This window comes from Bdellovibrio bacteriovorus (assembly GCF_001592755.1).
Classification (GTDB): Bacteria; Bdellovibrionota; Bdellovibrionia; order Bdellovibrionales; family Bdellovibrionaceae; genus Bdellovibrio; species Bdellovibrio bacteriovorus_E.
In genome coordinates, this window is the sequence record NZ_LUKF01000016.1 from 163,205 (window position 1) to 183,637 (window position 20,433).

At 46.7% G+C, this 20,433-nt stretch carries 20 protein-coding genes; 11 read left to right on the forward strand and 9 right to left on the reverse strand.

Annotated elements, in window-relative coordinates; all coding sequences use genetic code 11:
• The first annotated feature begins 29 nt into the window (after positions 1–29).
• From AZI85_RS10440 to AZI85_RS17870, 6 genes are all read left to right on the forward strand, one after another.
• Entirely contained in the window at positions 30–2,171 is a 2,142-nt protein-coding gene (locus AZI85_RS10440; RefSeq protein ID WP_063244345.1) for a dTDP-4-dehydrorhamnose reductase family protein, read from the forward strand.
• 9 nt (positions 2,172–2,180) lie between these two features.
• On the forward strand, positions 2,181–3,329 hold the full coding sequence (glf, locus tag AZI85_RS10445; protein ID WP_063244018.1) for a UDP-galactopyranose mutase: 1,149 nt from the start codon (positions 2,181–2,183) through the stop codon (positions 3,327–3,329).
• Positions 3,330–3,340: 11 nt separating this feature from the next.
• Entirely contained in the window at positions 3,341–4,363 is a 1,023-nt protein-coding gene (gene galE, locus AZI85_RS10450; protein ID WP_063244019.1) for a UDP-glucose 4-epimerase GalE, read from the forward strand.
• Positions 4,364–4,371: 8 nt separating this feature from the next.
• The gene (locus AZI85_RS10455; protein WP_063244020.1) at positions 4,372–5,478 is read left to right on the forward strand and encodes a Gfo/Idh/MocA family protein; all 1,107 of its coding nucleotides are present in this window, start codon (positions 4,372–4,374) and stop codon (positions 5,476–5,478) included.
• Positions 5,479–5,517: 39 nt separating this feature from the next.
• Positions 5,518–6,267: a hypothetical protein gene (locus tag AZI85_RS10460; RefSeq protein WP_063244021.1), complete on the forward strand. Its 750-nt coding sequence runs from the start codon at positions 5,518–5,520 to the stop codon at positions 6,265–6,267.
• A gap of 310 nt (positions 6,268–6,577) precedes the next feature.
• A complete protein-coding gene (locus tag AZI85_RS17870; RefSeq protein WP_253720946.1) occupies positions 6,578–7,957 on the forward strand; it encodes a murein L,D-transpeptidase catalytic domain family protein in 1,380 nt (459 codons plus the stop codon).
• 60 nt (positions 7,958–8,017) lie between these two features.
• Here AZI85_RS17870 and AZI85_RS10470 read toward each other — a convergent pair whose 3' ends face one another.
• The 5 genes from AZI85_RS10470 to AZI85_RS10490 form a co-directional block, all read right to left on the reverse strand.
• Positions 8,018–8,704, reverse strand: coding sequence for a response regulator (locus tag AZI85_RS10470; RefSeq protein ID WP_063244022.1), 687 nt, complete (start codon positions 8,702–8,704; stop codon positions 8,018–8,020).
• A 22-nt stretch (positions 8,705–8,726) separates the two neighbouring features.
• Entirely contained in the window at positions 8,727–11,216 is a 2,490-nt protein-coding gene (locus tag AZI85_RS10475) for a response regulator (RefSeq protein ID WP_063244346.1), read from the reverse strand.
• 75 nt (positions 11,217–11,291) lie between these two features.
• Positions 11,292–12,104 (reverse strand): TIGR02285 family protein, encoded by an 813-nt coding sequence (locus AZI85_RS10480; RefSeq protein ID WP_063244023.1) that lies wholly within the window; start codon positions 12,102–12,104, stop codon positions 11,292–11,294.
• On the reverse strand, positions 12,101–12,592 hold the full coding sequence (gene ybaK, locus AZI85_RS10485; protein WP_063244024.1) for a Cys-tRNA(Pro) deacylase: 492 nt from the start codon (positions 12,590–12,592) through the stop codon (positions 12,101–12,103). The genes AZI85_RS10480 and ybaK overlap by 4 nt, the downstream gene beginning before the upstream one ends.
• 47 nt (positions 12,593–12,639) lie before the next feature.
• On the reverse strand, positions 12,640–13,773 hold the full coding sequence (locus AZI85_RS10490; RefSeq protein ID WP_063244025.1) for a CapA family protein: 1,134 nt from the start codon (positions 13,771–13,773) through the stop codon (positions 12,640–12,642).
• A gap of 150 nt (positions 13,774–13,923) precedes the next feature.
• Between AZI85_RS10490 and AZI85_RS10500 the strand changes: the two genes are divergently transcribed.
• Positions 13,924–15,144 (forward strand): MFS transporter, encoded by a 1,221-nt coding sequence (locus AZI85_RS10500; RefSeq protein WP_081110985.1) that lies wholly within the window; start codon positions 13,924–13,926, stop codon positions 15,142–15,144.
• On the opposite strand, the gene AZI85_RS10505 is transcribed toward AZI85_RS10500, so the two are convergent.
• From AZI85_RS10505 to gloA, 4 genes are all read right to left on the reverse strand, one after another.
• On the reverse strand, positions 15,077–15,766 hold the full coding sequence (locus AZI85_RS10505) for an AlkZ-related protein (protein WP_063244028.1): 690 nt from the start codon (positions 15,764–15,766) through the stop codon (positions 15,077–15,079). The genes AZI85_RS10500 and AZI85_RS10505 overlap by 68 nt on opposite strands.
• Positions 15,750–16,163 carry a hypothetical protein gene (locus tag AZI85_RS10510; protein WP_063244029.1) on the reverse strand — a complete coding sequence of 138 codons (414 nt, stop codon included), beginning with the start codon at positions 16,161–16,163 and terminating at the stop codon, positions 15,750–15,752. Before AZI85_RS10510 ends, AZI85_RS10505 begins: the two co-directional genes overlap by 17 nt.
• 91 nt (positions 16,164–16,254) lie before the next feature.
• Complete coding sequence (gene mtgA, locus AZI85_RS10515; protein ID WP_063244030.1) at positions 16,255–17,001, reverse strand: monofunctional biosynthetic peptidoglycan transglycosylase; 747 nt, start codon at positions 16,999–17,001, stop codon at positions 16,255–16,257.
• 10 nt (positions 17,002–17,011) lie between these two features.
• The gene (gene gloA, locus AZI85_RS10520; RefSeq protein ID WP_063244031.1) at positions 17,012–17,488 is read right to left on the reverse strand and encodes a lactoylglutathione lyase; all 477 of its coding nucleotides are present in this window, start codon (positions 17,486–17,488) and stop codon (positions 17,012–17,014) included.
• 185 nt (positions 17,489–17,673) lie between these two features.
• Between gloA and AZI85_RS10525 the strand changes: the two genes are divergently transcribed.
• The 4 genes from AZI85_RS10525 to AZI85_RS10540 all read left to right on the forward strand — a co-directional run bounded on the left by AZI85_RS10525 (position 17,674) and on the right by AZI85_RS10540 (position 20,430).
• A complete protein-coding gene (locus tag AZI85_RS10525) occupies positions 17,674–18,423 on the forward strand; it encodes a DUF4360 domain-containing protein (RefSeq protein WP_063244032.1) in 750 nt (249 codons plus the stop codon).
• Between the two features lie 69 nt (positions 18,424–18,492).
• The gene (locus AZI85_RS10530) at positions 18,493–19,086 is read left to right on the forward strand and encodes a DUF4360 domain-containing protein (RefSeq protein ID WP_063244033.1); all 594 of its coding nucleotides are present in this window, start codon (positions 18,493–18,495) and stop codon (positions 19,084–19,086) included.
• 93 nt (positions 19,087–19,179) lie between these two features.
• Complete coding sequence (locus tag AZI85_RS10535) at positions 19,180–19,662, forward strand: hypothetical protein (protein ID WP_063244034.1); 483 nt, start codon at positions 19,180–19,182, stop codon at positions 19,660–19,662.
• Positions 19,663–19,740: 78 nt separating this feature from the next.
• On the forward strand, positions 19,741–20,430 hold the full coding sequence (locus AZI85_RS10540; protein ID WP_063244035.1) for a hypothetical protein: 690 nt from the start codon (positions 19,741–19,743) through the stop codon (positions 20,428–20,430).
• Positions 20,431–20,433: the final 3 nt, after the last annotated feature.

Below are 20,433 nucleotides of genomic sequence, written 5' to 3' on the forward strand. Positions count from 1 at the left end.
TTGTGACCAAACCAGAAATTTGGATAGGTATGGAATGCACGTTGAATCGAGTGGGCAATCGCTATTTCAACCAACTTGATTACAACGGACATCTCTTAAGAGACAGCGATCTGGATATGTTTGCGCAACTTGGAGCTCAACGTATTCGCTATCCTTGTGTGTGGGAACAGGTCTCAAGCAAAGAAGGCGTCTATAGCTGGCACGGCATGGACCAGCGATTGGACGCTCTTCGCAAGCGAGGACTCGTGCCGATTGCAGGACTGCTTCATCATGGAAGCGGCCCGCTTTTTACGAATTTGTTGGATCCCCAGTTTCCCGAAAAATTCGCACGTTACGCGCGTGACTTTGCCACTCGTTATCCTTGGATCAATGACTATACTCCGATCAACGAAATTCTGACGACTTCAAGATTTAGCTGTTTGTACGGGCATTGGTTCCCGCACCGACACGACGACCGCAGCTTTACGAAGGCGCTGTATTTACAATGCAAGGCCACTTCACTAGCTATGCGGGAAATCCGAAAGATCAATCCCCAAGCGCGCCTGATTCAGACTGAAGACATGGGGCGCGTTGAAAGCACCGAGCTGCTTCGCTACCAGCGCGACTTTGAAAACAATCGACGTTGGCTGAGCTTTGACCTTTTAATGGGAAAAGTAGATTCATCACATCCGCTCTATACATATATAAAAAATGGTGTGACCGATGCGGAACTCAAATGGCTGCAGGACCACCCTTGTGTTCCCGACATTTTAGGCATTAATCACTACCAGCTCAGCAATCGCTATTTAGATGAGCGCCTCGAGTTTTATCCTTCATTTCTTCATGGTGGGAATCATCTGCACGCATATGCCGACGTTGGCGCGATTGATACGGGACAACTGGTATCGGCCTCGCCCTATGAAATTTTCAAAGAGGTGTGGGAGCGCTACAAACTGCCAATAGCTGTCACCGAAGCCCACACACGCGGCTATCGCGAAGACCAGATGTTGTGGTTGTCAGAGATTTGGCAGGCCACCACAAAACTTCTTGCGGAACGAGCCGATGTTCGCGCCGTGACGGCTTGGAGCCTGTTGGGCACATTTAATTGGAATTCGCTCTGCACACGTGATGAACGATTTTATGAACCCGGCGTTTTTGATCTTCGCACTCCCGATGGAAGCCCTCGTCCCACCGTTCTAACCAAGATGGTGAAGTCACTTTCTGAAACGGGATCGTTTGAACATCCTTTATTGAATGAATCCGTGCGCTGGCGAAATCCTTCGCGCGCCCTCTATGCGCCGGCGTCCCTTTATTCTGAGCTTTCGACTCCGACGAAAAATCGCAAGGCCGTTTTAATCACCGGTGGTCGCGGCACCTTAGGCCGCGCGTTTGCTCGCGTTTGCGCTATTCGCAATATTCCTTATTTTTTATTAGATCGCAGCCAGATGGATATAACAAACCGTGAAAAGGTGCGGGAAACCTTGAATGACATTAAACCTTGGGCGGTTATCAATGCCGCCGGATACGTCAAAGTAGACCGCGCGGAATTTGAAGCCTTGAAGTGTTTTAAAGAAAATGTCGAAGGCCCGCGTATCCTGGCTGAAGAGTGCGCCAAAGACGGCATCGCATTTCTAACATTTTCTTCCGACATGGTTTTTGATGGACTGCAAGAAAACCCCTACCTTGAAAGCAGTCGAGTTTCTCCATTGAACGTATACGGACGTTCGAAGGCGCAGGCCGAAGAAAAAGTTCTGACGGCCAACGAAAGTGCGCTGGTGGTTCGCACCAGTTCTTTCTTCGGGCCCTGGGACGAATACAACTTCATCACTCGCTGTCTTAAAACGGTGAACCGAAATTTGAATTTCTATGCTCCGGAAGACACGAAGGTGTCCCCCACTTATGTTCCTGATCTGGTGAATGCCAGCTTAGATCTTTTGGTCGACCAAGAAAAAGGGTTGATCCATTTAACAAACGACGCGGACGTCAGTTGGTCGGACTTTGCAGCAATGGCAGTAAGTCACCTTCCAGAAAATAAGTCCGACTACATTATTAAAAAGTCCTATCAAGAATTGGGAGCGGTCGCACGAAGACCTCTGCACAGCTCGCTAAGCAGTGAACGCTTTCGCATTCTGCCCCCTTTGGAAGAAGCCTTGGATAGATACTTTCAACAACTGGAAATAGCGATTCTATAAGGAGACGACATGAAAACGGAAATAGGAATTGCCGGAGCCGGTTTCGCCGGAGCAGTTTTAGCTCGAGAGCTTGCAGAAACCGGTCGCTTCAAAATCACAGTTTTTGATGAGCGCGAACATATCGCGGGGAATTGTCACACCGTGCGTGACCCCGAAACCGGCGTCATGGTGCATGAATACGGCCCTCATATCTTTAATACCAGCCGTCAAGATGTCTGGGACTATGTCAATCGTTGGTCGAATTTCATTCCGTTCACAAATCGTGTGAAGGCTTTCACCGAAAAAGGCGTTTTTTCACTGCCAGTGAATCTTTTGACTATCAATCAATTCTTTCAAAAAAAGATGACTCCTCTTGAGGCTGAAGAGTTTATCAAAGAACAAAGCAAGAAAGATATTTCTGAACCCCGAACATTTGAAGAACAAGCCTTGAAGTTTTTGGGACCGGATCTTTATCACAATTTCTTTTATGGCTACACAAAGAAGCAATGGGGTGTCGAGCCTACAGAACTTCCCGCCTCCATCTTAAAGCGCCTTCCGGTACGCTTTAATTACGACGATAACTACTACAACCAGAAATATCAGGGTATCCCTCAAGAGGGATACACCGTCATTGTGCAAAAGATCCTCGATCACCCCGCAATCGAAGTTCGCCTGAAAACCCGTCTTTCTCCGGAAGATAAATCCAAGTTCCATCACATCTTTTGGAGCGGCCCGATGGATGGGTATTTTAAATTCAAATTAGGACGCCTGCGCTATCGCACGTTGAAATTTGAACGCTTTACGGCCGAAGGAGATTTTCAAGGAAATCCTGTTATTAACTATTGCGAAGAAAAAGTGCCTTACACTCGCATCACAGAGCACAAGCACTTTGCTCCGTGGGAAGAACATAAAAAAACCGTGTGCTTTAAAGAGTACAGCGCTTTATGCACGGAAAAAGACACTCCCTATTATCCTTTGCGGCTCTCTGAAGATATGTCGCTCCTGAAGCAGTACATGGAGCTTGCGGAGTCCGAAAAGAATGTGACCTTTATTGGACGCTTGGGGACCTATCGCTATCTCGACATGCATGTCGTGATTGGTGAATCGCTAGATCTTGCCAAAGTGTGCTTAGACGAAAATATAACAGAATGGCCCCGCTTTAGCCATTCTCCGATTTAAAGGAGGAAGATATGCGTGTACTAGTTACTGGCGGCGCCGGTTACATCGGAAGTCACGTCGTTCGCCAACTCATCGAGGAAGGACATCAGGTGCTGGTCCTTGATGATCTTTCAGAGGGACATTTAAAAGCGGTTCACCCGGAAGCTTTATTTATTCCCGGGAGCACCGCGCACTCCGAACTCTTAGTTAAGACTTTTCAAGAATATAGAATTGAAGCCGTCCTGCACTTTGCTGCAAATATCGAAGTCGCAGAAAGCGTCGAAAATCCCTACAAGTACTATCACAACAACGTCGCCAACACGCTCACTCTTTTGCGAGCCATGCATGATGCCAAAGTTGAAAAGCTGGTGTTTTCATCCACGGCCGCAGTTTACGGCGAACCTCAAGAAATTCCCGTCGAAGAACATCACTTGCGTCAGCCCGTAAATCCGTATGGCAAAAGCAAAATGATGGTGGAAATGATTATCGAGGACTTTGCGAAAGCCTATGGTCTTCAGTACGCCGTCCTCAGATACTTCAACGTCTGCGGCGCGGCTCCGGACGCCTCTATCGGCGAAGATCATCCACATGAAACTCATCTGATCCCGCGTATTTTAAAATCCGCGCTGCAGGCAAAGCCCGAGGTTAAAATCTTTGGCACCGATTACCCTACACCCGATGGAACCTGTGTCCGTGATTATATCCACGTCATGGATTTAGCGACAGCACACACCTTGGCTTTAACCTCACTAAGACCTGGCAATAGCGAAGTCTATAACATCGGAAGTGAAAAAGGATTTTCCGTTCGCGAAATCCTGCAAGCTTGCGAACGAGCGACGCAAGTCGAATTTATCGTCAAAGAAGAAAAGCGTCGGCCCGGCGATCCGGCGGTCCTCGTGGCCAGCAGTCAAAAGATTCAACGCAAATTGGGTTGGCAAAGAATGTATCCGCATATTGACACGATCATTGCTCATGCCTGGAACTGGCATCGCACTCATCCCAACGGATACAGCGAAAAACATGCGGAATTCAAAACACAGTATCAACAACTCTAGGAGGAGTTATGAAAGAAAATCAAAAGATCCGTTATGCCGTCGTGGGACTGGGCCACATCGCGCAGACGGCGGTTTTGCCCGGATTTAAAAATGCAAAAAATTCTGAACTGACCGCTCTTGTTTCGGGTGATGAGACCAAATTAAAAAAATTAGGTAAGAAATATAAAGTGGAAAATCTTTATCACTATGACGACTACGAAGAATGTCTGCGCAGTGGTTTGATCGACGCCGTTTACATTGCAACTCCAAACGTGCATCATCGCGAGTTCGCGGAAAAAGCGGCTTATCATGGCATTCACGTCCTGACGGAAAAACCGATTGCGACCACGGTTGCCGATGCTGTCTCAATGATGCGAGCCGCTGATCGTAATGATGTGAAAATGATGGTGGCGTACCGTCTTCACTTTGATCCAGCCAACCTAAAGGCCATTGAGATTGCACAAAGTGGCAAGTTGGGTGAACTGCGCATTTTCAATTCTCTTTTCTCCTATCAACTGACAGATCCTACAAACATTCGTTTGCAGGCGGAACAAGGTGGCGGACCCCTTTTAGATATCGGTGTTTATTGCTTAAATGCCGCTCGTTACCTTTTCCGGGACGAGCCCGTAGAGTGCTTTGCCTGGACAATGAATAGCTCGGATGAACGCTTTAGTGAGGTTGAGGAGATGATGGCGGTAACACTGCGCTTTCCTGAAACTCGCATTGCCACTTTCACGATTAGTTTTGGCGCCTCTGACACTTCGTCATTTGATCTTGTCGGTACTAAAGGCTGTCTGCGTTTGGAACATGCTTACGAGTATGCCGAAGACATGGAATTGACGACGACAATCAATGGCAAAGAGAAGTCCTACACTTTCAAAAAACACGATCAGTTCGGTCCAGAGCTGGAATACTTCTCCGAATGTATCTTGAAACACAAGCAACCGGAACCTTCCGCTGAAGAGGGACTTCTTGATATTAAGATTATTGAGGCTCTATTTGAATCAGCGCGATACGGTAGACCAGTCAAACTTGACTACTTCAAAAAAATGACTCGCCCATCGGAATCGCAAAAGATTAAAAAACCGGCTCGCGCGGAACCCGATGTCGTTCACGCCCGCAGCCCCCACAATTAATAACTTGGCTGAAATTTCAGCCATAACAAGGAGGAAGACATGGCTACTAGATCAACCAGCTCAAGGAGCTCATCAGGCCGTAGCTCAACTGGCAGAACTCGTTCTTCGTCGTCTGGTTCGGGCTCTCGCTCGAGCACATCATCTTCACGTTCCGGCGGATCAAGTTCCCGCTCGGGAGGTGAATCCACTCGTCGCGCTTCGGGAAGCTCGTCGGGTCGCGGATATGAAGATATCTACGAATCTCGTGGTGGCGGGCGTGGCTCCTATGAAGACTATGGTGGCCAAGGTTCTCGCCGCTATCAAGATTACGGTAGCAGAGACGACATGTATGAGTCTCGCGGTGGTGGTCGCGGTGGTTCTGACGACTACGGCAGAGAAGAATACGGTCGCTATGAAGGCTCACGCAACTATGGCGGTGGTTATGGTTCTGAAAGAGAACCTTCTCGCGGTTACGGAGGCAGTGAGCGCTGGAGTGAAGAACGTGGTTCTTCCAGAGGCGGCTCAGGTCGTTACAGCGATCAAGAGCGTGGCATGAGTCAACGTCGCTATTCTGAAGATTATGATGATGAACGCTCTTCACGTTATGGTCGTGGGGGTTCCAGCTCAAGCCGCGGTCAAGGCACGAACTATAGCAGTCGTGACTTTGACGATGATCGCATGAGCAGAAACTTCAGCGACGATGATGAAGATACAAGATTCGGTCGCAGCAGCCGTTGGGAAGACGAAGATGACGACATGGATGACTATGACGAGGTCAACCGCAGTCACCGTTCTTCAAACACGTACTAAGATTCTTCGCGCAGGAAGACCTAAAAAAATAAAATAGGTCTTCCTGTCGCATCAGCCTCAATTTGAAAACGACATCGTTTTCAATTTTCCACCTTCTTCGGTTACAATTTGGAACTAGCCACAAGAACCGCTCCCCGTGCGGATTCCAAGCCGTTCTCTTTTCTTCCACATCATTCGTCGGGTTTCTTACAAAAGAAGGTCGAGCTTCTTAAATCTCTCGTCCTGATTTTTAAGAACTCGTAACGTTTTTTACACAGTCTGGGTAAGTCCTCCGCTAGTGTTTGTTAACGCACAAATTCATGGAGGAATAATGCCAATTAGCAAAAAGAAAACATTATTCTCACGTTTCAGCACTGCGCTTTTAACTACATCTCTGCTTGCGATGGTTGCCTGTAGCAACGGCGGTGGCGGAGGAGAAGTGACTCTCCCCGATGACCCAACGTCCGAAGGAGCTGCGGAATCTCCTTCAGGTACGGTCGAGAAACCGATCACCGAGACACCTGGAAGTGTCACCGACTCGCAAAGAGAAGCGATTCTTAAAAATTACGATCACGTCGATCCTTCGCATATTGTCCCTTATAAATCTCTGGAAGATGCTCTTGTCTATTTCCACCAGAATAAATCCAGATTCTCGAACCAAAATTATCTTTCCATTATCAACTTTGGCCAAAGCTCAAAAGAAAAACGTTTCTATATCATTGATATGAAAACCGGAAGCGTATGGGCGATGCATGTCGCTCACGGAAAAGGTTCAGATTCAAACCACGATGGCATCGCCGAAAAATTCAGCAATGTCTCTGGTTCCAATGCGAGTTCTTTAGGTATTTATAAAGCGGCAGAGTCTTACAATGGCAGCAATGGTCTTTCGTTGCGCCTAGATGGTCTTTCTTCAACGAACTCCAATGCTCGCTCGCGCGCGATCGTCATTCACGGCGCAAACTATGTTCAAGAGTCCAATGTGATTCAAGGACGTAGCTGGGGATGTCCTGCCGTGGCAATGGAAAATCGTGATGCCGTCATTAAGTATCTTAAAGGTGGCAGTATGGTTTACGCCGTTGTCGATACAGGTGGTACGGAAGCTCCCTCAGTTCCGTCGGTTCCTTCTGACGGCACTTATGCCATGCATGCACTTTCTTGGGAGACTTCAAGCAATCCAGAAAGAAAGCAATGGTCGCAGTACCTCATGAAACTTCTTTTGAACGACTGGAGTTCCTTATTAAACGGCGCCAGCGACATGAAAGATTTCTGTCCTCGCTACGCCTCATTGAGCAATCATGACCGCGCTAACGTGTGGGCCCAGCTTTTCTCAGCAATGACGAAGTTTGAAAGTAATTACAATCCACTTTCCAGAATGCACGAGACAACAATGGGAACAGATCCTATTACTAAGAAACCCGTGTATTCTGAAGGACTGTTGCAGCTTTCGTATCAGGACATCACAGGCTGGAATTTCTGTAAGTTTGATTGGAATAAGGATAAAAATTTAAGTGCGACAAGCCCTAAGAAAACAATTCTTGATCCTTATATCAACCTTCACTGCGGCGTCGGCATCATGGCAAAACAGGTGGCACGCAAAGGTGTCATTAAGTTAAGTACAGGTGCTTATTGGGCGGTGATTAAAACAAACAGTAAGTATCAAAAAATCAGTCAGATCACTTCGATGGTCAGAGCACTTCCGCTTTGTAAATAATCTGTCGAGATCAAACCTTGATAACCACCGCTGGGGCCCCATTTCGGGGCCTTGGCTTTTTTAGTAGCTGCGTTTTGAACGAATCCAAAGACGGATGGGCGATAATTCCTTTTCTGTGATACCCACAAAGTGAGCATGAATCTTATATAACGGCTCAGCTCCTGCCAGCTCTTCGCAAGAATCAATTCGCAACGGAATTTTTGGAATGCCAATTTCTTCAAATAAAGGCGAATTCACTCGCAGGATTTTCCCAACGGGGACCGCGGTCGACGAAGAGATCGTGACACCCAATTCAGACAAAGCGGTGATCTCCGTTTTTGTTTCCCATTCCGCCTTGAAGCTGACGCTGGCCGAAGAAAATTGGATTGTATCTTCAGGCTTTTTCACAAGGAGATTACGAATCTTTGCCAAAAGAAGCTCAGGATCAATGGGTTTTACAACGTAATCATTCACACCCGACTCAATCCCTTTTTCAATATCCGATTTCTCTCTTTTTCCGGTCAACAAAATGACGGGAGTTTTTGCTAAAACAGGTTGTTTACGGATCGTACGGGTCAATGCGTACCCGTCGCCACTTCCTGGCATCACGGCGTCAGTGATGACTAAGTCAAACGTACTTTGCGCCAAGGAATGCAAAGCTTCTACGGCATTAGTGCATGCGGTAACAAGATGTCCATCTTTGCCGAGAAGCGCTTCCAGTGTTAACAAAACACTTCTTTGGTCGTCTACGATTAGAATTTTTGCCATCGCTTCTCCTTCCTGCCCTGATTTAGGCGGCTTTCTTTTCTGCTAAATATGTTTTGAGTTCATTTAAAGAGGCGGCGAATTGTTCTTCAATCTGCGTGATGAAGTCTGCCGCCAACGAAACCTCGGTCAATTGCTCAACGCTTGCGCAAAGTTCTGCCAACCTTTGCGCGCCTAAAGTGGCCGCCGCCGATTTTAAAGCGTGGGCCGCCTCACTTAATCCCGTCACATCAAATTCTTGAAATGACTTTTTCATCGAAGAAATCAAACTTGGGGCAGAGGATTCCAGATCCTCGATCAATACCGCCACCAGATTTTGATCTTTGACGACGTAACTTTCCAATTGTTCTAACGCTTTTAAATCCAGGGTGTTTTCCTGAGTCGGAAGCCAGCGTTGCAGAACCTCTAATAGATGTTGAAGCTCAATAGGCTTCGCTAAAAAGCCATTCATGCCTGACTCTGAATAATTCGTTTTATCGGCGCCGCCAGCGTCTGCAGTTAAAGCAATAATCGGAGTCTGCCCTTTTTCGCCTTCCAGCTGACGAATTCGCTTCGTCGCCTCATATCCATTCAGCACCGGCATCTGGCAGTCCATAAAGATCAAATCATATTTCTGATTTTGGCATTTTTCGAACGCCACAAGACCGTTACTAGCTAAGTCGACCTCTAAGCCTAATTTTCGCAGGTAATTCTGTGCAACACGCTGATTGACCACCTGATCTTCAACGACTAAGACCGAACCTTTAAATACTTTTGCAAATTTCGTATCGCTAAAGCGAGGAATATCCTGTTCATTGGCTACAGGTAAAATCACCGTGAACCAGAAGTTCGACCCCAGGCCCACGACGCTTTCAACTCCGATCTCTCCTTGCATCAGATCCACAAGCTGTTTACAGATGGAAAGTCCCAGTCCGGTTCCACCTGCTTTGGCGCCATTTTTAGTTTGGAAATATTTTTGAAATAAAGAGCGACGTTCTTCTTCTTTAAGACCCGGGCCCGTGTCTTTCACTTCAAATTTCAAAACGTACGAAGCCCCTTGCGGAACGGCGCTGATATCCAAACTGATGAAACCTTTGTCCGTGAATTTCACGGCGTTTCCAATAAGATTTACTAAAATCTGACGAAGGCGTCCCGCATCCCCGACAAAGTGTTTCGGCATTTTGTCCGAGACATGCATCTTTAAGCCCACGTTTTTTTCTGCAACGGCGGCCTTGAACATCTCGGTAATATCGCGCACCAAGAATTTTAAATCAAAAGCTTGCGGGTCTAAACTCACCTTCCCGGCTTCGATTTTTGAATAATCTAAAATATCATTGATCAACATCAACAAAGACTCTGCAGATCTTTTAACCGTGCCCACATATTCTTTTTGCTCTTCATTCAGCGGTGTATCCGCAAGAAGAGTCGTCATCCCGATAACACCGTTCATAGGCGTACGAATCTCGTGGCTCATGGCTGCAAGGAAGTCCGACTTTTTTAAAGAAGCTTCGAGGGCGGCTTCTCGTGCACGAGCCCATTCCTGCTCGATCATTTTTCGGCGACTGACATCACGGAAAACAACCAAAGCCCCGGCGATGCCGCCATCAATATCATTTAAAGAACGGCTGCTCAGAGAGATATACGTCCCTTGAGGATGCGTTTCGTTTTGTACAAAAATCTCAAGGTCATCGACTTGTTCTCCGCGCAAAGCGCGATAGAAAGGAAGATTTTTCTGGGTGTAAAGCTCCCCGCTTGTGACATTGAAAAAACCGATTTCTTCGACACTGACTTCTGTGGCTACTTCCTTCACATGAGTGCCGATGATTCTTTGTGCCGCGGCATTGTAATGTGTGAAGTAACCTTTATCATCCGTCACCACCAACGCTTCGCTCATGCTATTTAAGATCGTATCCAAAAGGATCGAGCGCGTTTGCAGGGACGCTGCCAAAGTTTGCTGCTTGCGCACTTCCTGCTTTTGCCACAGACGACTGAAGATCAATAAGGACACCAAAAGCCCGAGCACGGCCCATAAAAACTCAATTCGTTGCCATACCGGCCCCGAGGAAGAGTTCAGAGGAAATGTCTTCGTCACTTCGGTTAACACAGAAGCACTTGCAGGCACGCGCACCGCGCGCCCTTGTTGTCGTTCAATGAGTACCTTATTTACTGATTCAAAGTGAGCGTGCAAGACCTTGTTGAGTTGAACGGCTTTCTTTTGCAAACTCACTTCACCGACCACAAGCTTCGTCAGCAAGCCCATTTGATAATTCAGCAACAAAACTTGTTGGTTATAGTCTGCCAGATCCTGCGCTTTACGATGATGAATAAAAAGTTTTTCGGAAGCTTCAGCGCGTTCAATGATTTCAGTGATCTTTTGCAACGTAACGACGACTTCGGGGGGTGTTTCTTTCGCAGAAGCCTTTGTTAGAAAGTGTGGATTTTGATAAAGATAAACTCCCAGCGCACAGAACAGAACCAGCGACAGTTCCACGCCCCATCTCGCCACGAAAGTTTTAAAAAACGATGCTGAATTCATAAGCATCTTTTCGGCTTCTTACGTCTTAAAATGAAATGTCTGCGGGCAATCTAGACCTAAGCCAGAGGACTCATTTTACTGAAGGCTTTTATATTTCTTTTGCGCATCCAGGGAGTAGTAACGGTTGTAGACTTTGATGAACTCCTCATCCAGTTTATGTTGCTTGCGCAAGCTCTCGGTCTTCGCAATCACTTCCTTGCCGAATTCAGACTTTTCACACCCCACTCGGGGGTCTAGGACTTCAAGACCGTCCTTAACAAAATAGAACGTGAATTTATCACTGTCGGCTTCAAAGGGATAGCCTAGATAAACGTCAATTCGGCCCAGCCCCAAGAGGGCTTTCAACTCGTGATCAACGTTCAGGCTTTTCTTCTCCACAAGTTTGACTTCATTTTTATGGGCTAAGCTAGCGTTGATTTTCTTTCCGTAAAATCTTTCAGCAACTAATCCCAAAGTCAGACTTTCATCTTTAAGAATACGATCAAAATCCACTAAGCCCGGTTTTACCACGTACTTTAGAATCTTCGGGTCATCTTTCCGCGCAATCACGCCAGCGGGATATCCTTGCAGCAATGGAGTCCCAAATTCGATAAACTTCGAGCGCTCCGGATTTTTTAGAACCATCAAAGAGCACACTTTCATCTTCTTTTTCATTTGCTGCAAGATGCGCAGAAAAGGCACCTCCACCACTTGATGCTTGTACTCTGGCATGTGAGCCGTTAGCAAGCGGTGGATCTCGACCATGTACCCCGGAGGACTGGCGCGAAATTCTACGGCGGGTGGCAGTTCAAAGAACAACCAGTAAATCGTTTGCGTGGTTTTTGCCGGCACTTGCGCTAAAGCTGAAAGAGAACTCAAGATTATTAAAAGCGCGGCGCAGATTCTCATTCGCGAACTCCCACCGTGACCAGTTGTGGATTCAGAAGACGAAGAACTTCTTTCGGTGACAGGGAAACTAAGAAGCCGCGTTTACCGCCGTTGATATAGATAGTATCTAAATCGGCGATGCTCTTTTCCATATAAACCGGCATTTTTCTTTTCGTGCCAAAGGGAGAGGTGCCGCCGACTTGGTAACCTGAATGACGATCCGCCACTTCGGGTTTGCACGGAGAAATAGTTTTCACACCCAGCTCTCGCGCTAACTGTTTTGTCGAAACTTGAAGATCTCCGTGCATGAGCACGACCAGCGGTGCCTTGTCTTCGGTTTCCATGATGAGAGTTTTAATGACGATGTGTTCATCGACTCCCAACTGCTGAGAGGAGTGCTTCGTCCCGCCTTTTTCTTGGTAAGGGAAAAGATGACCTGTGTAGTTCACGTTGTGAGCCATCAGTTCACGTATTGCCAAAGTCATAGGGAACTTATCTTTGTCAGTCATCACCTATGACACTAGCACCGGCCTGACGACAGAAGCAATGAAAGCTTTTACTTACTATTCGCGCAAAGAGCCGGAATCAAAGATGTTGTGGGCTCAACACGAGCACGGGTTCCATACATTTGCGCCGCGTGATTAAGAGCATTTTTGAAGGAGCCACTTCCAACCGGGTACACTTCGTAACCATCGCGATAGGTCGGCGTATAGCCCACACCAAAGATCTTCGCCTTTTGACTTCCTTCTTTGGAAAGCCCGATGTAGGCGACAGTGCCGGTTTTTCTTTGCACGTCTTTTTGGAAAGCCACGAAATTACCTAAAGAGTAAACTATCAAAGTTTCACGACCATCTGCAGTCACGTACTTTTCCCAAGGCTGTAAAACATGGGGATGAGAGCCAATAACGGCCATTGCCCCGGCGTCTAAGAATTTTCGCGCAAAGCTTTTCTGTTTGCTGTCTGGTGTGTGGCTGTACTCAACACCCCAATGCGGCAGTACAATCACGGCATCGACATCCGAGCGCGCCGCCAGGTTTTTAATAATGCTAAGAATTCTTTCCGCGTTGTAGCAGGAAAGAATTTGGTCTTTATGATCAATGCGACCATTCGTCATTTCAGTGCAACCTAAAAAAGCCACACGCACATTGCGTATATTCAAGATACGATGGAATTCAGCATTGCGTTCTTCAGCGACACGCGTTCCCACCACTGGCAAACCGATATTTCGTGCGGCCTGAATCGTACGATCCACCCCGATCGCGTGGCGATCCAAAGAGTGATTGTTAGCTAAGGTCAGTAAATCGTATCCCGACTTCTGCAAATCCGACAGAATACGCGGGTGAAAGTTAAAGACCATGTTCGTGCCTGAGTAAATATTCAAGTCGTAGGTAAAACCAACATCCCCGTGATCGCGGCCCATCTTATCGATGCCTAAGGCGGCCGGTCCTTCTAAATTTCCTACAGAAAAATCTGCTTTTTGCATAAGCCCGTTGGTGCGACGCCAGATCTGAGAGAAATCTTTGCTGCCCGAAACAACGGATTTATAAAGCATGTCGTGAATAAGAATATCACCAACAAAAGAAAGGGTCGCGATCTGGTTGCGAGAGTCGCACGAGGTTGAATAAGTCAAATCGGGTCCCGCATGAGCCGTTAATGCAAATAATAATGAAGAGATAATATATTTTTTCATAACTCTATTCTTATTCCGCTTTCATCAGGGAGGAATCGGCTCTCGACTTCGACGTGAAAATACATTGGAAGGGGCTTTCATGCCTTCTCCACCGCCTTTTTGACAAGGAATTTTACTGACAATCGCTGCGGCCAATTCTAAATTGCAGAGATGTTTATAAATATTTCTCCCTTGAAGCAGTACCGTGATTTCCGTCTTCTTTTCTTTGGCCAAATGATTTCATTTTTAGGGAGCATGGTGAGCTATGTCGCCATCCCCTATCAGGTCTACGAATTGACTAAAGACAACTGGCTTGTAGGCTTGCTGGGCTTAGTTCAACTGGGGCCCGTGCTGATATTCGGGATCCTGGGTGGGACTTATGCCGACCGTTTGGATCGTCGTAAGCTTCTGTTAGTCTCTGAATTTCTTTTAAGCCTGATGATCCTGGGACTGACGTTAAATGCTTGGAGCGACAAGCCCTCTGTGCCTTTAATCTTTATTCTCGTAGCCCTGTTTCAAAGCATCATGGGCTTTCACCGTCCCGCGATGGATGCTCTGACTCAGAAAATCGTAGATAAAAAAGATTACGCGGCCGTGGGTGCTTTAGGGAGCTTCCGCTACTCTGCAGGAGCTATTGTCGGTCCTGCCTTGGGAGGAATTTTAATTGCGAGCTTTGGAATCAAGGGGGCTTATCTTTTTGACTTCATCAGCTTTGTCGCGGCCTTTGTCGCTCTTTATCTGATGTCAAAGATTCCCAATCCTGAAAAACGAGACAATTCTCCTTGGACGGATGCCAAAGAAGGTCTTAAATATGCGGTGTCCAAACCAGAACTTATCGGCACTTATCTGATTGATATCGTCGCCATGGCCTTTGCCTTTCCGGTGGCCCTGTTCCCTTCAATGTCGGAACAATGGGGTGGCGCTTCGGCTGCGGGATTTTTATTCTCGGCAATGGCCGTGGGCTCTTTGGTGATGACAGTTTTTAGTGGCTGGACTTCCAAGGTCTCTCGTCATGGGCGAGCTGTCGTGATCGCGGCCACGCTCTGGGCGGTGTTCATCATTGGCGTAGGCTATGCTCAACATCTTTGGGTGGCCTTGGTTTTCCTTGGTTTAGCTGGAGCCGCCGATATGATGAGTGGTCTTTTCCGCGGGATTATTTGGAATGAAACCGTTCCCAATGAATTGCGAGGTCGCCTTTCAGGAATTGAAATGATTTCTTACATGTCAGGTCCACTGATTGGAAACGCACGTGCCGGATGGATGGCAGCAAAAGTGTCGGTGCCTTTTAGTATCAGTGTCGGTGGAGCGATCTGCGCCGTCGCCGTTATCGTAACGGCGTTCTGTCTTCCAAAGTTTTGGCGCTATCATGGACACGCTTCGCATACTTCATAAACAGATTTTTTTCGCCGAGGGTTTTTAATAAGAATGCCTCGGCTTTTTCTTCTGAAATATCCTGAGACTGCAACCACAGGTCTTCAAACAAAGTCTGCGTGGCCGCCATATTGAGCGAAGGAAAACTAGAGTCATCGACCTCACCAAAACCGACGATAAAAAGATAGTTCCACAAAGGCTTCATCGCGCGATTGTAATGGCTTTCCATCATCTTTCCCTGCCAGCCTAAATTTTCTTTGATGATTTTGGTCGACTGAGGAGAATCCATTAAGAAACTGTCTAACGCTTCTTGCGAAGCTTTGGGTAAATGAATAAGACCCTTAGATGTTCCCAAATAAGCCAATAGATTTATGAATAATTTCTTAGAGAAAAACGTCGCCCGATTGCGGAACCATTTCGCGTAAACGACCTCTTCGCTGCGCGAAAGTTCTTCGCGCATGATCCACATCTCCCCGACACGATTATCGGCATCAGAATCCCAGCCCCACACCATTTCACTGCGCGGATAAAGCTCCGACCACAGACTGGAAGGTTCCTTTTGATTTTGCAAAGGATAAACTAAAAGACACCCGCGGCGCTCGATGGCTTCCACCATCTTTCTTTTTTTACTCTTCGACGTCATAGTTAGAATAGTCTAACTCGGTCTTCATCGGAGCACCAGCTTCTAACCACGCCTTTAACAAACTATATTGGCGCGGGGTCAGACTGGAATTCATCGGCATCGTGCGCTCCACAATCGCCTTTTGATAAATGCGTTGGGCGTTTTCAAGAACTTCTTCATAAACATCGGTCCCGATGCCTCCGCGAATCATACCTTGAGCGCGATTATGACATTCATAACAGCTGGCTGCGAACACTTCGCGACTGACGATAAAAAACTGCAGGTCTTCAGCCGCGACAGGTTTAGAATCCCCCACCGGCGCTAGCGCCCCGTCTTTTTCCTTTTCATCTTTGGAGCCACTGCAGGCACTAAAACAGACTGATAAAAGCAAGACCGCGAAGAATGACGAGAGTCTCATGAAGCCTCCTAAGATTTGCACTTCCCCATTTTGAAAGAGAATGCACTTAGGTCAATGTGTAGTTCGTCACGGGTTTGCTAATTACTAAGAGCTAGTTGATTTCTTCTTCGGATTCAAATTTAAGATCTAAGAAATCTAACAAAGAAGCGTCAGCCGCTTTCGGGATTTCGGGGGCGACACGATTTAAAATACGTCTTTGACGAGCCATCACATAAATTGACGGCCGATCAATGCGGAAACGGCGTGGATTTGGTAACACCGCTGCAATTAGCGAAGCCTCTGCCGGAGAAAGTTTTTTGGCAGTCTTTTTAAAGAATTTTTGTGAAGCGGCTTCGACGCCATAAATGCCAGGACCTAATTCAATCACATTCAAATAAACTTCTAGAATGCGCTCTTTCGGCCAAACGAACTCAATCAGAACCGTAAAGTAAGCTTCAAAGCCTTTGCGAACCCAATCTCTTTGGGGCCATAGGAACACGTTCTTTGCCGTTTGTTGACTGATCGTCGAAGCGCCTTTTTTACGCTTGTGGGTTTTGTTGTATTTCAAAGCCTTTTGAATGGCGTCGTAGTCAAAGCCGTTATGCTCAAAGAAGCGATAGTCTTCGGCTTTTAAAACGGCTCTTTGCACAGAAGGTGAGATTTCTTCTAACGGCACCCAGTCTTTAGAGATGCCGACGAACTTTTCACCCCAGAGGGACTCTACAGAACGGATCACCATCAACGGCGTGATAAAGACCGGTACGAATCGATAAAACAAAACGGCACCTAAGCTGCTTACAAAAAAGAGCAGCACAAGCTTCGTGATCCAATTTCGAATTCGGGGCCAGTATTTTTTCATGAATAACGTTCTAGAGAAGACCTGGTTGCACGATCTCAACCCAATAGTCATCTGGATCTTTAATAAAGGCGATATTTTTCATGCCGCCTTCACCTAATTTCTTCTGAAAACGCACTCCCATACGTTCGAAGCGAGCACAGGCTTCTTGGATATTAGGAACAGAAATGCAGATATGACCAAAACCACGAGGTTCCGTGTTTCCGTTGTGATAAGGCGTCTTTTCTTGCTCTTCCGTGCCCCAATTGTGAGTTAATTCTAGAACGGCTTGACGACCAAACGTGTATTTCGCATTGGCTTCGTTTTCTGAAGGCACATTTTCACCTTCAGGAACATACGCTAGAAAGAAAAGGGAAAACTTCCACTCTGCAAAGTCCAACTTACGAACCAACTTCATTCCTAAAATATTCGTGTAAAATTCCAACGACGCTTTAGGATCTTTAATGCGCATCATCGTATGATTAAATACGTAACCTTTTGTCTCTGACATAATTTTCCTCTTGTGTGGTCAAACTAACATAAATTCGGAACACCATAAAGAACGCATTTGCGAGGAAGGCTAGAAACCCCACCCAAAATGCCACCAGATTCATTTGGCCTAGCCCTTGCTATACCCCTAACCAGGTGACCGATGTCACCACTCTTCGGGGGAAGAGAGTTTAATTGGGGGAAACTATGTGGCGAGGACTCGCGCATCTTACTGGTCTTTTTGTTTTGGCTCTTTCAGCTCAATCCAACGCACAAACTCCACCAGGAGTTCGCATTCAAAGCATTCAAGCTGTTGGCAGCGGATGTCCTGTGGGTTCACACAGTGCTAATATTTCACCAGATGGTCAGACGTTTTCTCTTCTATTGGATAATTTTGTCGCTTCATCGACGATGAAAAACCCGATTGCACGACTGATGTGTGAATTGAAAGTCAGTTTCTATGTTCCTGCGGGATGGACATTTGCAGTTTTAAGCGCGGACTATCGTGGATTTGCTTACGCCGAAGCCGGAACCGTCACGCAACACCAAGCTCTTTATTCTTTTGATGGCAGTAAACCTAAAAACGAAAGACCGGGTTACGAAAACGGCGGCACTTACAACTTCCGCGCGCAAGAATTCCGCGGTCCTTACAACGACAACTACTACATCCGACATAACATTGATCCTCGCGTCGCACCTTGGGCGCCGTGCAGCTCGCAATCTGTACAAACTCTTTATGTCACAACATTCTTGATGGCGCGAAATTTAAATCTGTCTTCACTGGTTGAGTCGACGATCTCTTTGGATAGTATCGATGGCCAAGTGCAGTCACAGCGTTACTCGCTAGCATGGAAGCAGTGTACTCCATCACGAGTGACACCACCACCTCGCGATCCAGGCAATCCGCGCCCAGCGCCACCGCCTCGTGATCCGGGTCGTCCACCAAGATACCGATAATCAAAAACTAAATTTAGAAAACTAAATAACAATTTTTAAATGGAAAAATAAACCATAAGGGGGAAGTGTATGAAAAAAATGATGTTAATGGGTCTTTTAGGCGTGATGTCAGCGCTCAGTCTGCAAGCAAATGCGCAAGTGCGCTTGGGTGAGCCTGCTTACGGTGGTACAGGTTGTCCTGCGGGATCAGCAAGCGTCACTTTGAGTCCCGATCAACAGGCTTTAAGTATCTTGTTTGATAACTATGTGGCTGAAGCTGGTGGCGGTCGTCGCATTGATCGTAAATCGTGCAACATCTCTGTCCCAGTGCATGTGCCTTCTGGATACAGTGTTTCTATTTTCCAAGTGGACTACCGCGGTTTTAACTCGGTGCCTCGCGGAGGTCTTTCTCGCTTTGACGCGGAATACTTCTGGGCAGGTGCACGTGGACCTCGCGTTTCTAGAACTTTCATGGGTCCGGTGAGCGATGTTTACACGATCTCTGATGGTTTGATTGCAAGTGCACAAGTGTGGTCTCCGTGTGGAGCAAGCGTGAACTTAAGAATCAACACGTCGATGATGGCTCAAGCGAATTCTCGCGGTGAGCAAACTTTGGCGACAGTGGACAGCGCCGATGTGACTTCAGGCCTTATCTACCACCTAAGATGGCAACGTTGCCGCTAGATTGAATTTGGCGGGGCTTCCGGGTGGCAAAAGTAGATGTCTTTAAGGCAAAAATGCGTTAGAGTCTGCTTTTAAACACCAGGAGCCCAGCCGATGTCTAAATCGCCTCAACACTCTCAAGCCCTTCAAGTACGCCACGCGTTGTGGGATCTTCAAAAAGAAGTTTTAAATTCTTTAAAAGCAGAATTCGATCAAGAAAACGGTTATCAAGCCGCTCCGACAGAATGGTTCCAAGTTTTAATGACAGCGGATCGCTACACTTGGCTTCGCGAATTGACAACATTGATGGCCGATATCGATATCATGACCGAGCTTGAATTCATCACCGAACAACATTTGGGAACGGCTCGCTCTGAAATTGAAAGAATGTTGATTGATTTGAATTCCGACGACGCTTTCAATAAACAATTCCGCGAACTTCTTATGTCAGGCACTGCCCTGCTTCCTTTGCATTCACAGCTTCGTGCTAGTTTACAAAATTTGCCGAAGTCTGAAATGTCCAAAGATCAAACTCTTGCTGAACGAAAGAATTGGCACGAAGAACACCGTCATCAGGCAAAAAAGCGCCGCAACTAAAGACGGTTTTAAAAAAAACATATCCTTATTCAAACCTCCCCGAGGGTAGTCTTTTTCTGACGTCTTGGTGGAGGTTTTATGTTTCATAGACTCTTCTTCACATCCTTACTTATCGGTGGAAGCCTTTTGTTCCTGGCTCTTTTCGGCTCTCGCCTGGAGCCTGTGATCCGCTCCAACGTCACTGCACAAAAATTTTTGATCTGGGTGAACTCTCCCTTTAGCAGTCAGAAAGTGAATGCCGAAGACCTTGATGAAATGCGCCGCGAGCCTCTTCAAGCCCAGCGCGGGTCTCTTCCATCACCTTCAAAAAAAGTGTGGGAGTTAACACTAAATGAAACCACCGAAGCTCAACTTGCCGACTGGATTCGCCATCGTAAGATCGCTTGTTCGAAAAGCTCTAAAGGCTATAACTATATTAAGTGCAAAAAAGTTCCCTTAGTGGCTCTAGGGCTTCCCTATGTGAATTCTTTTGCGGAACTTGATTTCACCATTGATGCGCACAACAGACTTATTTTCGTCGGCCTTTTACACCGCCAACTGGAGACAGACAAAGCGTTATCACTTCTTGGAAGTATTTCTGCGTCTTTGAATTCGCGCCTGGGTTCTCCCAGTCGGAGCCCGGCTTCTTTGACTCCGGAAGAGTTGGATCATTCTTTAGAGGCTTTAAGTTACGAATATAAATTTAAAGATTATATTGCCCGCGTGACCGCTTCAAAACTTTCGACAACGGGAATTATATTATACGAACAGCATATTTATATTCCGTAGTGG

Bases quoted from the DNA above. Each gene is read 5' to 3' on its own strand.
- AZI85_RS10535 (WP_063244034.1), top strand. From the start codon at position 19,180: ATGTCTAAATCGCCTCAACACTCTCAAGCCCTTCAAGTACGCCACGCG.
- AZI85_RS10440 (WP_063244345.1), top strand. From the start codon at position 30: ATGGAATGCACGTTGAATCGAGTGGGCAATCGCTATTTCAACCAACTT.
- AZI85_RS10470 (WP_063244022.1), bottom strand. From the start codon at position 8,704: ATGGCAAAAATTCTAATCGTAGACGACCAAAGAAGTGTTTTGTTAACA.
- AZI85_RS10460 (WP_063244021.1), top strand. From the start codon at position 5,518: ATGGCTACTAGATCAACCAGCTCAAGGAGCTCATCAGGCCGTAGCTCA.
- AZI85_RS10505 (WP_063244028.1), bottom strand. From the start codon at position 15,766: ATGACGTCGAAGAGTAAAAAAAGAAAGATGGTGGAAGCCATCGAGCGC.
- glf (WP_063244018.1), top strand. From the start codon at position 2,181: ATGAAAACGGAAATAGGAATTGCCGGAGCCGGTTTCGCCGGAGCAGTT.
- AZI85_RS10530 (WP_063244033.1), top strand. From the start codon at position 18,493: ATGAAAAAAATGATGTTAATGGGTCTTTTAGGCGTGATGTCAGCGCTC.
- gloA (WP_063244031.1), bottom strand. From the start codon at position 17,488: ATGTCAGAGACAAAAGGTTACGTATTTAATCATACGATGATGCGCATT.
- galE (WP_063244019.1), top strand. From the start codon at position 3,341: ATGCGTGTACTAGTTACTGGCGGCGCCGGTTACATCGGAAGTCACGTC.
- mtgA (WP_063244030.1), bottom strand. From the start codon at position 17,001: ATGAAAAAATACTGGCCCCGAATTCGAAATTGGATCACGAAGCTTGTG.
- AZI85_RS10525 (WP_063244032.1), top strand. From the start codon at position 17,674: ATGTGGCGAGGACTCGCGCATCTTACTGGTCTTTTTGTTTTGGCTCTT.
- AZI85_RS10540 (WP_063244035.1), top strand. From the start codon at position 19,741: ATGTTTCATAGACTCTTCTTCACATCCTTACTTATCGGTGGAAGCCTT.
- AZI85_RS10475 (WP_063244346.1), bottom strand. From the start codon at position 11,216: ATGAATTCAGCATCGTTTTTTAAAACTTTCGTGGCGAGATGGGGCGTG.
- AZI85_RS10455 (WP_063244020.1), top strand. From the start codon at position 4,372: ATGAAAGAAAATCAAAAGATCCGTTATGCCGTCGTGGGACTGGGCCAC.
- ybaK (WP_063244024.1), bottom strand. From the start codon at position 12,592: ATGACTGACAAAGATAAGTTCCCTATGACTTTGGCAATACGTGAACTG.
- AZI85_RS17870 (WP_253720946.1), top strand. From the start codon at position 6,578: ATGCCAATTAGCAAAAAGAAAACATTATTCTCACGTTTCAGCACTGCG.
- AZI85_RS10480 (WP_063244023.1), bottom strand. From the start codon at position 12,104: ATGAGAATCTGCGCCGCGCTTTTAATAATCTTGAGTTCTCTTTCAGCT.
- AZI85_RS10510 (WP_063244029.1), bottom strand. From the start codon at position 16,163: ATGAGACTCTCGTCATTCTTCGCGGTCTTGCTTTTATCAGTCTGTTTT.
- AZI85_RS10500 (WP_081110985.1), top strand. From the start codon at position 13,924: ATGTTTATAAATATTTCTCCCTTGAAGCAGTACCGTGATTTCCGTCTT.
- AZI85_RS10490 (WP_063244025.1), bottom strand. From the start codon at position 13,773: ATGAAAAAATATATTATCTCTTCATTATTATTTGCATTAACGGCTCAT.